Here is a 12,121-nt window from a genome sequence, read left to right as displayed (position 1 = left end):
GAGGTGGATCGTGCGGATACTCATTTCCGGCGCCAGCGTCGCCGGCCCGGTCCTGGCGTACTGGCTGTCCCGTTACGGCTTCGACGTCACCGTCGTCGAACGCGCCCCGGCACTGCGCAAAACCGGCGGCCACGCCGTCGACTTGTTCCGTCCCGCGATGGAGATCTCGGCGAAGATGGGCGTCCTGCCGCGCATCGAGTCGTTGGCCACCGGAACGAACCGGATGGCGTTGTACCGGGAAGGCCGGCCGCGGGCCACCGAGATCGACCTCACCAAGATCTACGCCGCCAGCTCCGACCGGCACGTGGAAATCATGCGCGACGACCTCAGCGAGATTTACTACGACGCCGCCCGCGACGACGTCGAGTACCTGTTCGGCGATTCGATCACCGCGATCGAGCACGACGGCACCGTGACGTTCGAGCGCTCCCCGGCGCGCGGCTTCGACGTCATCGTCGGCGCCGACGGCCTGCATTCCAACGTTCGGCGCCTCACCTTCGGCGAGGAGGCCGGCCTGACGCGCTTCCTCGGCGGATACCTGTCGGTGTTGTCGGCGCCCAAAACGCTGGTCGAGCCCGGCGAGATGGTCGGCCACGTCGGCGTCGGCCGCTTCGCCGGGATCTACACCGCGGACCACTTGGACGACGCGCGGGTGGTGTTCCTGTTTCGCAATAAGGAGGGTTTGGACTACGACCACCGCGATGTGTTGCGGCAGAAGGACTTACTGCGTGACGCGTTCGCCGGAATGCATGACCAGGTGGACGGCTGGCTGGCCGAAATCGAGCGCACGCCCACCTTCTACTTCGACTCCATCACCCAGCTGCGCACGGACAGGTGGTCGCGCCGCCGCGTCACCCTGGTCGGCGACGCCGGATACTGCCCCGGGCCGGCGGTGGGCGGCAGCACCAGCCTCGCCGTCCTCGGCGCCTACGTGCTGGCCGGAGAGCTCGCCCGGGCCGACGGCGACCACCTGCGCGCCTTCGCCGCCTACGAACTGCAGATGCGCGAACCGGTGCATCGAAGCCGGTCCTTCGCCCGCGGCGCCGCCAAGGGCATCATCCCCGGTTCCCGCGCTGGAGTCTGGGCGTTAACCCGTGGAGCCCAACTGATCTCGGCGATGCCCGGGTCGCTGTCCCGGTCGCTGGCCAAGATGAACACCAAGGGCGTCCGCATGCACGATTCGATGCCGGTCCCCGACTACGCCGGATGCGACGTCTGACAGCATGTCCGGTAGGACGCGGACCGAAGCGCATGCCAAGAAGGGAAGGCCTCAGATGGAACTGACCGGTGTTGGGATCTGGAGCAGTCAGCTGCGCTACGGCGACCCGGCCGAATCCGCCGACGCGGCAGCCGAACTCGATGAACTCGGCTTCCCTGCGCTGTGGATACCCGACGTCGGCGGCCCGGTGTTCGACTCGGTGGGTCATCTGCTCGCCGCGACCAAACGGACCGTGATCGCGACCGGCATCCTGAATTTGTGGATGCACGCGCCCGGCGACGTCGCCGAGTCCTATGCGACGCTGACCGCCGAGCACGGGGACCGCTTCCTGCTGGGAATCGGCGTCAGCCACGCACCGCTGATCGATGCCGGCCAGCCCGGGCGCTACCGCAAACCGCTGGCGGCGACGGCGACCTTCCTGGACGGGTTGGATGCCGCGCCGCGGCCCGTTCCCACCGAGCGCCGGGTTCTTGCCGCGCTCGGACCGAAGATGCTGAAGCTGTCCGCGAGCCGCGCCGCGGGCGCCCATCCTTACCTCGTCACTGCCGACCACACCGCTTCTGCGCGTTCGGCTTTGGGGCAGGGTCCGCTGCTGCTGCCGGAGCAGACGGTGATCCTGACCGACAGCCCCGACGAGGCGCGCCAGATCGGAATTGAGTGGCTGCGGTCCTATTTGGCGTTGCCCAACTACGCCAACAACCTGCTGCGCAGCGGCTTCTCCGAAGATGATGTGGCGCAGGTGAGTGACCGGCTCTTCAACGCGATCATCGCCTGGGGTGACGAAGACGCCATCATGCGCAGGGTCGCCGAGCATCGTTCCGCCGGCGCCGATCACGTCTGCGTGCAGGTGCTGCGGGCCGACCCGAGGGCCTTCCCGCGGGAGGAATGGCGCCGGATCGCCGCCGCCACCCGATGAAAGGTGACCGGCACGCTTAGGGTGAGCTATGGCTTCCAAGCAGACGCTGTTTCGGATCTTCTATCGCATCGGTTTCACCCCGTGGGACGGTCATCCGCTCGCCCAAAGCGTCCGGGACCTGGTCGAGGGAACCCGCGACGCCGCCGCGCTTCCCGCCGGGTCCGCCCTTGAACTCGGATGCGGTACCGGGGACTGTTCGATCTACCTCGCCCAACACGGCTGGAAAGTCACCGCGGTCGACTTCGTGGCCAAACCCCTCGAACGGGCGCGGGCCAAGGCCGGCGCGGCCGGCGCGGCGGTGGACTTCGTCCAGGCCGACGTCACGCAGCTGAGCCAGGCCGGAATCGGTGCGAACTTCGAGTTGATCGTCGACAACGGGTGCCTGCACAACATGAGCGACGCGGATCGCGACGCCTATGTGCGGGAGATCAGCGCCGTGGCGGCCCCGGGTGCCCGGCTGTTGATTGTCGCGTTCGTGCCCGGCGGCCGGGTCGGGGTGCGCGGCGTCGATCACGCCGAGATGGAACGGCGGTTCACGCAAAGCTGGACATTGCTGTCCGCGGGTGCCGAACGCGAGTTGGATCGCGCGGAGAAAACCCCGGCTCGCTACTACCTGTTCCAGCGGCGCCCCTGACCGGCGAGCAGACGCAGAATCGCACGCGGAATCCCCGCGCAGTGCGATTCCGCGTCTGCTCGCGGTAGGGCTTACGTCAGCGACGCGGGCGGCAGGAAGCGGTCGCCGTACTTGGCGGCCAGTTCCTTGGCGCGCGCCACGAAGGCGTCCTTGCCCGTGCCGCCGGCACCGGAGTAGCCGACGATGAACTGCGCGCTGCCCCCGGTGTACGGCGGGAAGCCGATGCCCATGATGGAGCCGATGTTGGCGTCGGCGGTCGACGTCAGCACGCCCTCGTCCAGGCACTTCTGCGTCTCGAGCGCCTCGGCGAACAGCATGCGATCGATCATGTCCTGCAACGGAATGTCCGCGCTGCCGGACTTGAACGTCTCCTGCAGACCGGGCCACAGGCGGGTCCGCTTGCCGTCCACGTACTCGTAGAAGCCGGCGCCCTTCAAACGGCTGGGCCGTCCGATCTCGATCATCTTCTCGACCACCGCCTCGGCCGGGTGCGGCGTATAGACGGCGTCCACATCTTCCACCGCCTTACGGCTAGCTACGGCGATCTTGTGCATCAGCTCGAGGTTGAGTTCGTCGGACAGCTGCAGCGGCGGCGCCGGGTACCCGGCCTGCGAACCGGCGTGCTCGATGCTGGCCGGGGCCACGCCCTCGCCGAGCATCGCCAGCGCCTCGTTGACGAACGTGCCGATCACTCGGCTGGTGAAGAAGCCGCGGCTGTCGTTGACGACGATCGGGGTCTTGCCGATGGCCAGTGTGTAGTCGAACACGCGGGCCAGCGCCTCGTCAGAAGTCTTGTCGCCCTTGATGATTTCGACCAGAGGCATCTTGTCGACCGGCGAGAAGAAGTGGATCCCGATGAAGTCCTCCTGCCGCTTGACGCCGGTCGCCAGACCGGTGATCGGCAGCGTGGAGGTGTTCGACCCGAGCAGCGCGTTGGGTTCGACGATGTCCTCGATCTCCTGGAATACCTTGTGCTTGAGTTCCTGGTTCTCGAAGACGGCCTCGATCACGAAGTCGACGCCCTTGAGGTCGGCGGGGTTGGCGGCCGGCGTGATGCGGTCCAGCAGCGCCTTGCTCTTCTCCTCGGTGGTCTTGCCGCGCTGAAGCGCCTTGGCCTCAAGCTTTTCCGAGTAACCCTTGCCCTTCTGCGCGGCTTCGAGGCTGACATCCTTGAGCACGACGTCGAAGCCGGCCTTGGCCGAGACGTACGCGATGCCGGCGCCCATCATGCCCGCACCCAGCACGCCGATCTTGTTGATCTTGACCGGCTCGATGCCGTCGGGGCGGGAACCGCCGCCGTTGATGTGCTGCAGGTCGAAGAAGAACGCCTGGATCATGTTCTTGGCGACCTGGCCGGTGACCAGCTGGGTGAAGTAACGGCTTTCGATGCGGCTGGCCGTGTCGAAGTCCACCTGCGCGCCCTCGACGGCCGCGTCCAGGATGGCCCGCGGCGCCGGCATCGGGGCGCCCTTCAGCTGCTTCTTGAGCAGCGCCGGGAACGACGGCAGGATGCCGGCCAGCGCGGGGCTGGCCGGGGTGCCGCCGGGCATCTTGTAACCCTTTTTGTCCCAAGGCTGTTCGTGCGAGTCGGGGTTGGCCTTGATCCACGCCTTGGCGGCGGGCACCAGTTCCTCGACGGAGCCGACGAGCTCGTCGACCAGGCCGATCTCCTTGGCCTTGTCCGGCTTGAAGCGGGTGCCTTGGGACAGGATGTTCATGAAGGCGTTCTGGATGCCGAACATCCGCACGGTACGGGTCACCCCGCCGCCGCCCGGCAGCAGGCCCAGCGTCACCTCGGGCAGACCGACGACCAATCCCTTGACGTCGGCGGCGATCCGGTGGTGACAGGCGAGCGCGATCTCCAGGCCACCGCCCAGCGCGGCGCCGTTGATGGCGGCCACCACCGGCTTGCCCAGGGTCTCCAGCGCGCGCAGGTCGCGCTTGACCGACTCGACGGTGTCGAACGCCTCGCCGGCGTTCTCGGGGCCGAGGTTGATCATGCCCTTCAGGTCACCCCCGGCGAAGAACGTCTTCTTCGCGCTGGCGATCACCACACCGGTGATCGAATCCTTCTCCGCGACAAGGCGTTCGACGGCGTTGTGCATGGACTCGCTGTAGTGCTCGTTCATCACGTTGGCCGACCCGGTGGGGTCGTCCATCGTCAGAGTGACGATGCCGTCAGCATCCTTATCCCACTGAATTGTGTTCTCTGCCATGGCCTTAAACCCTCTCGATGATGGTGGCGACACCCATGCCGCCGCCGATGCACAGTGTGACCAGGGCGCGACGCGCGTTGCGGCGCTCGAGCTCGTCGACCATGGTGCCGGTGATCATGGCGCCCGTGGCGCCCAGCGGGTGGCCCATCGCGATGGCGCCGCCGTTGACGTTGAGCTTCTCGTCGGGAATGTTGAGGTCCTTCTGGAACTTCAGCACCACCGACGCGAACGCCTCGTTGAGCTCGAAAAGGTCGATGTCGTCGACGGTCAGCCCGGCCCGGTCGAGGACCTTCTGCGTGGCGGGCGTCGGGCCGGTCAGCATGATGACCGGGTCCGCGCCGCTGGTCGCGGTCGCGACGATGCGCGCCCGCGGGGTCAGCCCCTGCGACTTGCCGGCGGCCTCCGAACCGACCAGCACCAGCGCGGCGCCGTCGACGATGCCGGAGCTGTTGCCGCCCGTGTGGACGTGGTTGATCTTTTCGACCCAGTGGTACTTCTGCAGCGCGACGTCGTCGAAGCCGCCCATCTCGCCGACGCCGTCGAACGCCGTCTTGAGCTTGGCCAGGCCCTCCATGGTGGTCTCGGGCCGCATGTGCTCGTCGTGGTCGAGCACGACCAGGCCGTTCTGGTCGCGCACCGGCACGATCGACTTGGCGAAGTAGCCGCCCGACCACGCCTCGGCGGCCTTCTGTTGGCTGCGCAACGCGTAGGCGTCGACGTCGTCGCGGGAGAAGCCCTCGATGGTGGCGATCAGGTCGGCGCCGATGCCCTGCGGCACGAAGCCGATCCGGTAGTTGGTCTCGGGGTCGGTCGCCCACGCGCCGCCGTCGGAGCCCATCGGCACGCGGCTCATCGACTCGACGCCGCCGGCCAGCACCAGGTCGTCCCAGCCGGAACGCACCTTCTGGGCGGCGGTGTTGACGGCTTCCAGGCCGGAGGCGCAGAACCGGTTGAGCTGGACGCCCCCGGTGGTCTCCGGCAGGCCCGCGGCCAGCACCGCGGTGCGGGCGATGTCGCCGCCCTGGTCGCCGACCGGGGACACGACGCCGAGGATCATGTCGCTGATCAGGTTCTCGTCCAGGTCGGGGTAACGCCGGCGCAGCTCGTCGACCAGGCCCACGACCAGGTTGAGCGGCTTCACCTCGTTGAGCGAGCCGTTTTTCTGCTTGCCCCGCGGCGTGCGGATGGCCTCATAAATGAAAGCTTCTTCGGACATGACGACTTCCTTGTTCGCGAATAGGGTTCGAATCCCGTCTTCAAGACTAGGTCCCGCACCACCCTAACAGCAGGGCCCGGCCAACCTGTTGGTTGAGCAGGTTGGCCCTGGTCACGGCGTTGCTCGCCCCCGAGCGTGACGCGACAGTCACGTTCGGCGGCGAGCGTGACGCTGCAGTCACGCCCGGGGCGGCGCGCATCGTCGCCGGGCCTAAGCTCGTCCACCATGACGGTCTCGCGACTGCGTCCGTACGCGACCACGGTGTTCGCCGAGATGTCGGCCCTGGCCGCGCGGATCGGGGCGGTGAACCTCGGCCAGGGATTTCCCGACGAGGACGGGCCGCCGGCCATGCTGAAGGCCGCCCAGGAGGCCATCGCCCACGGCGTCAACCAGTACCCGCCGGGGATCGGCATCGCGCCGCTGCGGCACGCGATCGCCGCCCAGCGTCGCCGCCAATACGGCATCGAGTACGACCCCGACACCGAGGTGCTGGTGACGGTCGGGGCGACCGAGGCCATCGCCTCGGCGGTGATCGGCCTGATCGAGCCCGGCTCGGAGGTCCTGCTCATCGAGCCGTTCTACGACTCCTACTCGCCGGTGGTGGCGATGGCCTCCGCGCGGCGGGTCGCCGTGCCGCTGGTCCCCCACGGCCGCGGTTTCGCCCTGGACGCCGACGCACTGCGCCGCGCGGTGACGCCGAGGACCCGCGCGCTGATCGTCAACTCACCGCACAACCCGACCGGCACGGTGCTCGGCGCGACCGAGCTGGCCGCCATCGCCGAGATCGCCGTCGCGGCCGACCTGTTGGTGATCACCGATGAGGTGTACGAACATCTGGTGTTTGACGGCCGCCAGCACGTGCCGCTGGCCGGTTTCGACGGCATGGCCGAGCGGACGATCACCATCTCCAGCGCCGCCAAGATGTTCAACTGCACCGGCTGGAAGATCGGATGGGCTTGCGGCCCAGCGCAACTCATCGCCGGAATGCGCGCGGCCAAACAGTATCTGAGCTATGTCGGCGGCGCGCCGTTCCAGCCGGCCGTGGCTTTGGCGTTGGAGCGGGAGGGCGCGTGGGTGGACGACCTGCGCGCCACGTTGCAGGCCAGGCGCGATCGGCTGGCCGCCGGGCTGACCGACATCGGGTTCGAGGTGCACGACAGCGCCGGCACGTACTTCTTGTGCGCCGATCCGCGCCCGCTGGGCTACGACGACAGCTCCGCGTTCTGCGCGGCGCTACCCGAAAAGGTCGGGGTCGCGGCGATCCCGATGTCGGCCTTCTGCGATCCGGACACCGTGCACGGGCCGGCCGACGTGTGGAATCACTTGGTGCGCTTCACCTTCTGCAAACGCGACGACACGCTCGATGAGGCGATCAAGCGATTGTCCGCGCTCAAGGACGGCGCTACCTAGCCGGGCCGAAGCCCTCGCGGCCCATCACCCGCTTGCGCAAGCCCTCCAGCGCGGCATGAAGGATTTTCTTGCGGGCCCGCGCGACCCAGAACTCCGGCAGCGGGGCCCACGGTTCGACGGTGATGGTGAACCGCACCCTGGTCTTGTCGTCGCCCACCCGGCTCAGGTTGTACTCCCCGTGCTGCCCGTGTTGCTGGGCGGTCTTGTGGGCGTCCCACACCATCCAGTCGGGCCCCCAGTGGTATTCGAGCAGTTCCGTGTCGTGGATGCCGGTCACCGCGATCGTGACCTTCACATGGTGCGGCCGCCCGTCCGGGTGCTTGTCGACGACCTCGACCCGCTTGTGCACCGACGACCACGACGGCACCGCGTCCATATCGGCGAGCGCCTCCATGATGACCTCCGGAGGCGCATCCATCACGATTTCCGACGATGCTTGTACAGCCACTACTAATAAGTTAACAACAGCGCCGCAACCGGTGAGGCCCTAAAACCACAGACACCCTCTATTCCGGCTCGGCTGAACGATTGGCGCGCATCACCATGTCGCGCAATCCCTTTTCCGCCCCGTCGAGGGCGCTTTCGCTTGCCCGCCGGACGATGAACGCGGGCATGGGCCGGCCCGGTTCGACGGTGATGTCGAAACGCACCCGGGTCTGGCCGACGCCTTCGGGTTTGACGTTGTACTCGACGTGTTGGCCGTGCTGCTGTGAGGTTCCCTTGGCGTCGTAGCAGACCCAGTCGGGGCCCCAGTGATATTCCAGGATCTCCTTGTCGACGAGGCCCAGAATCTTGATGGTGGTCTTGACGTGGTGGGGCCGGCCGTCGGGATACCGGTCGATCACTTCGATGTGTTTGTGCAGCGGTGACCACGACGAGAGGACGCCGACATCTGTCAGCGCCTCCATGACCACTTCTGGCGGCGCGTTGACGACGAATTCGCGTGATGCTTTTACGGCCACTGAGATCAAATTTAGCAACGCCGGCCCAGGCGTGGATAGGTTCGATGTAATCGACGGTCTACCAGTTGATTTCGTCAAGCGGTGTGGTCGCCGCCGGCGGTCGCTCAATGGGTCCGGACGGTGTCCGCGAGAAGCGTGGGGCGGGTGCGGCCTGGTCGACACCGTGGGCGGTGATGACGGTGGACCGCGTCCGCAAGTGGTCGTCGGCAGCGGCTTCGGTCCACGTCAGCACCGGGGTGACGCACGCATCGGTGCCGGCGAACGTCCGCGCCCATTCGTCACGGGTCCGGCTCGCGAACCGTTTCGCGAAGACGTCGCGCATCTGTGGGTAGGAGTCCCGGTCGCGCTGGCCGGGCACGTCCTCGGGTGACAGGCCGAGCCCATCGAGCAACGCCGCGAAGAACTGTGGCTCGATGGCCCCGACGGCCACGTAGCCACCGTCGGCGGTCTCGTAGCAACCGTAGAACGGGGCGCCACCGTCGAGCAGGAAGGATTCGCGTCGGTCCCGCAGTGCGCCAGTGGACTTCATGGTCCACATCATCTGGGCCAACAGGCTGACCCCGTCGACCATCGCCGCGTCGATGACCTGACCCTTGCCCGAACCTTCCCGTTCGTAGAGCGCGGCCGCGATGCCGAGCAGCACCAGCATCGAGCCGCCGCCGAAGTCGGCGACCAGGTTCAGCGGCGGGATCGGCGGCCGGTCGGCGTAGCCGAGCGCCGAGAGCGCGCCGGTCTGCGACAGGTAGTTGATGTCGTGACCCGCCATGTGCGCCAGCGGCCCGTCCTGCCCCCAGCCGGTGATCCGCGCGAAGATCAGCCGCGGGTTGACCGCGGCGCAATCGTCGGGACCGATGCCGAGTCTTTCGCACGTGCCGGGCCGAAAGCAGTCCAGCAGCACGTCGGCCTTGGCGGCGAGGTTCAGCAGTGCCTGAGGCTGCGACTTGACGTCGAGGTCGACGATCCGCTTGCCGCGGTGCAACAGGTCCCGGCTCTCGGCCGGCATTTCGAGACCGCCCGAGGGCCGCCGCACCCGCACCACGTCGGCGCCCAGATCCGCGAGCATCATTCCCGCGTGCGGCCCCGGTCCGATGCCGCCGAGTTCGATGACTCGGACCCCGGCCAGCGGGCCACCGCCGCTCACGGTGACTACTTGCCCTTCTTGACCTTGAGCACGCGCTCACGCAGGGCCTTGGTGGCGGAGTCGATCGTCCCCTTCACGGCGCGCTTCAGCACGAAGCCGGGCAGCGGCACATTCGGGTCCGCGAGCAGCTCGAACTTCACCAGGGTCTTGTCGCCCTGCGGTATCAGGGTGTACTTCCCGTCCTGCGCCTTCTGCTGCGAGGAGCTGACCAGCGTCCAGCTCACCGCGTCGTCCGCCCAGGTGTAGGCGACCACCTGTTCGTCGGTGATCCCGGCGACCTTGACCTTCATCTTGACTTGCCGAGGGCGCCCGTCGTCGCCGGTCTCGAGGACCTCCGCGCTCTGGTGCGGTTCCGACCATTCGGGCATCGATTCGAAATCGGCGATGACGTCCAGAATCTCCTCGGGACTGGCTTCGATCACGATGTCGCGGGATTCTTTGAGTGCCATGGCCCGCACGATACTGGCACGGCGTCGCGCCCGGAATGGATTCGGCCGAGCGTACCGTCGTGCCTGTGACTGATGCTGCGACCGATCCCGCATACACCGTCGGTGACTACCTGTTGGACCGCCTCGCCGAACTCGGCGTCTCAGAGATATTCGGCGTTCCCGGTGATTACAACCTGGAGTTCCTCGACCACATCATCGCCCACCCCCGACTGCGGTGGGTCGGCAACGCCAACGAGCTCAACGCCGGCTATGCCGCCGACGGATATGGACGGCTGCGCGGAATGTCGGCCTTGGTAACGACATTCGGCGTCGGTGAGTTGTCGGCGGCCAATGCGATCGCGGGCAGCTACGCCGAGCAGGTCCCCGTCGTCCACATCGTCGGCGGCCCGTCCAAGGACGCCCAGGGCACCCGCCGGGCGCTGCACCATTCGCTCGGCGACGGCGACTTCGAACACTTCTTCCGGGTCAGCCGCGAAATCACTTGCGCTCAAGCCAATCTCATGCCCGCAACGGCCCGCCGAGAGATCGACCGGGTTTTGTCCGAGGTGCGCGAGCAGAAGCGACCCGGATACATCCTGCTGTCCACCGACGTGGCCCGGTTCCCCACCGAGCCGCCCGAGGCTCCGCTGCCCCGCTACAGCGGGGGCACCAGCCCCCGCGCGCTGGCGATGTTCGTCGAGGCCGCGACCGAACTCATCGGCGGCCACCGGCTCACCGTCCTCGCCGACCTGCTGGTCCACCGCCTGCAGGCGATCAAAGAACTCGAGGCGTTGCTGGCGGCGGACGTCGTCCCGCATGCCACGCTGATGTGGGGGAAGAGCCTGCTCGACGAGAGCTCACCAAATTTCCTGGGGATCTACGCGGGCTCGGCCAGCGCCCCGGCGGTGCGCACCGCGATCGAAGAGGCTCCCGTGTTGGTCACCGCCGGCGTGGTGTTCACCGACATGGTGAGCGGCTTCTTCAGCCAGCGGATCGACCCGGCCCGGACCATCGACGTCGGCCAGTACCAAAGCAGCGTGGCCGGAGAAGTCTTCGCGCCGTTGGAAATGGGCGCCGCGCTGGAAGCGTTGGCCACCATCCTGGCCCGGCGCGGGGCCTCGTCGCCCCCGGTGGCCTCGCCGCCGGCCGAGCCGCTCCCGCCGCCCCCGCCGCGCGATCAACCCCTGACCCAAAAAATGGTGTGGGATCGGCTGTGCCAGGCCCTCACACCGGGCAACGTGGTGCTCGCCGATCAGGGCACCTCCTTTTACGGCATGGCCGACCACCGGTTGCCGCAAGGGGTCACCTTCATCGGTCAACCGCTATGGGGCTCAATCGGTTACACGTTGCCGGCCGCCCTCGGGGCCGCCGTGGCGCATCCGGACCGCCGCACGGTGTTGCTCATCGGGGACGGCGCCGCGCAACTGACCGTCCAGGAGCTCGGCACGTTCTCACGCGAGGGGCTCTCCCCCGTCATCGTGGTGGTCAACAACGACGGCTACACCGTCGAGCGCGCCATCCACGGCGAGACGGCGCCGTACAACGACATCGTCAGTTGGAAGTGGACGGACGTTCCGCACGCGCTGGGCGTCACCGATCACCTGGCGTTTCGGGTCCAGACCTACGGGGAGCTCGACGAGGCGTTGACCGCCGCCGCCGAACACAAAGACCGCATGGTTTTCGTCGAGGTGGTGCTGCCGCGGCTCGAGATTCCTCGCCTGCTCGTCGAACTCGTCCAGCCGACGTCACCGGACGGCAGTCCGCGCCGCTGATATACAGCCGCGCCGGCCGCCTCAGATCGAGTTGGGCGTCCGGTCCGGCGCCGACGATCGCAGGATGGCCTGCACCGTCCGCCGGCAGCGACCGCAATCGGTGCCCGCTCCGCACGCCTGGGCGACTTCGTTGGTGGTCGACGCCCCGCACTCGACGGCCTCGGTCACGGTCTGGCTGGTGACCCCGTTACACAGGCACACGAACAC

At 67.6% G+C, this 12,121-nt stretch carries 12 protein-coding genes; 5 read left to right on the top strand and 7 right to left on the bottom strand.

Annotated features, from left to right (window positions below; genetic code table 11):
* The first annotated feature begins 10 nt into the window (after positions 1-10).
* From AC0KTM_RS02440 to AC0KTM_RS02430, 3 genes are read left to right on the top strand one after another with little or no spacing between them, the layout of a single operon-like run.
* Positions 11-1,219, top strand: a complete 1,209-nt coding sequence (locus AC0KTM_RS02440) for an FAD-dependent monooxygenase (protein ID WP_472414884.1) — start codon at positions 11-13, stop codon at positions 1,217-1,219.
* Between the two features lie 55 nt (positions 1,220-1,274).
* On the top strand, positions 1,275-2,135 hold the full coding sequence (locus AC0KTM_RS02435; RefSeq protein WP_472414882.1) for an LLM class F420-dependent oxidoreductase: 861 nt from the start codon (positions 1,275-1,277) through the stop codon (positions 2,133-2,135).
* Positions 2,136-2,163: 28 nt separating this feature from the next.
* Entirely contained in the window at positions 2,164-2,769 is a 606-nt protein-coding gene (locus AC0KTM_RS02430) for a class I SAM-dependent methyltransferase (RefSeq protein ID WP_238958314.1), read from the top strand.
* A 71-nt stretch (positions 2,770-2,840) separates the two neighbouring features.
* On the opposite strand, the gene AC0KTM_RS02425 is transcribed toward AC0KTM_RS02430, so the two are convergent.
* Entirely contained in the window at positions 2,841-4,985 is a 2,145-nt protein-coding gene (locus AC0KTM_RS02425) for a 3-hydroxyacyl-CoA dehydrogenase NAD-binding domain-containing protein (protein ID WP_472414880.1), read from the bottom strand.
* Between the two features lie 4 nt (positions 4,986-4,989).
* Positions 4,990-6,201, bottom strand: coding sequence for an acetyl-CoA C-acetyltransferase (locus AC0KTM_RS02420; RefSeq protein ID WP_238958316.1), 1,212 nt, complete (start codon positions 6,199-6,201; stop codon positions 4,990-4,992).
* A 225-nt stretch (positions 6,202-6,426) separates the two neighbouring features.
* Here AC0KTM_RS02420 and AC0KTM_RS02415 point away from each other — a divergent pair, with 225 nt between their 5' ends.
* Positions 6,427-7,611 (top strand): pyridoxal phosphate-dependent aminotransferase, encoded by a 1,185-nt coding sequence (locus AC0KTM_RS02415; RefSeq protein WP_225327370.1) that lies wholly within the window; start codon positions 6,427-6,429, stop codon positions 7,609-7,611.
* Here the strand turns inward: AC0KTM_RS02415 and AC0KTM_RS02410 are convergent.
* From AC0KTM_RS02410 to AC0KTM_RS02395, 4 genes are read right to left on the bottom strand one after another with little or no spacing between them, the layout of a single operon-like run.
* Positions 7,604-8,059: an SRPBCC family protein gene (locus AC0KTM_RS02410; RefSeq protein ID WP_472414878.1), complete on the bottom strand. Its 456-nt coding sequence runs from the start codon at positions 8,057-8,059 to the stop codon at positions 7,604-7,606. The two genes, AC0KTM_RS02415 and AC0KTM_RS02410, sit on opposite strands and share 8 nt — an antisense overlap.
* 58 nt (positions 8,060-8,117) lie before the next feature.
* Positions 8,118-8,573, bottom strand: a complete 456-nt coding sequence (locus tag AC0KTM_RS02405) for an SRPBCC family protein (RefSeq protein ID WP_225327372.1) — start codon at positions 8,571-8,573, stop codon at positions 8,118-8,120.
* Between the two features lie 58 nt (positions 8,574-8,631).
* Positions 8,632-9,714, bottom strand: a complete 1,083-nt coding sequence (locus AC0KTM_RS02400) for a CaiB/BaiF CoA transferase family protein (protein WP_472414876.1) — start codon at positions 9,712-9,714, stop codon at positions 8,632-8,634.
* A 5-nt stretch (positions 9,715-9,719) separates the two neighbouring features.
* Positions 9,720-10,163: an SRPBCC family protein gene (locus AC0KTM_RS02395; protein ID WP_238958318.1), complete on the bottom strand. Its 444-nt coding sequence runs from the start codon at positions 10,161-10,163 to the stop codon at positions 9,720-9,722.
* Between the two features lie 35 nt (positions 10,164-10,198).
* Between AC0KTM_RS02395 and AC0KTM_RS02390 the strand changes: the two genes are divergently transcribed.
* On the top strand, positions 10,199-11,914 hold the full coding sequence (locus AC0KTM_RS02390) for an alpha-keto acid decarboxylase family protein (RefSeq protein ID WP_238958400.1): 1,716 nt from the start codon (positions 10,199-10,201) through the stop codon (positions 11,912-11,914).
* Between the two features lie 21 nt (positions 11,915-11,935).
* On the opposite strand, the gene AC0KTM_RS02385 is transcribed toward AC0KTM_RS02390, so the two are convergent.
* Entirely contained in the window at positions 11,936-12,121 is a 186-nt protein-coding gene (locus AC0KTM_RS02385; RefSeq protein WP_225327376.1) for a (2Fe-2S)-binding protein, read from the bottom strand.

The organism is Mycobacterium sp. NTMscope_Eco_3, from assembly GCF_976985685.1.
Note: the sequence above shows the minus strand (reverse complement) of the source record. Positions and strands in the feature narration are given on the sequence as shown.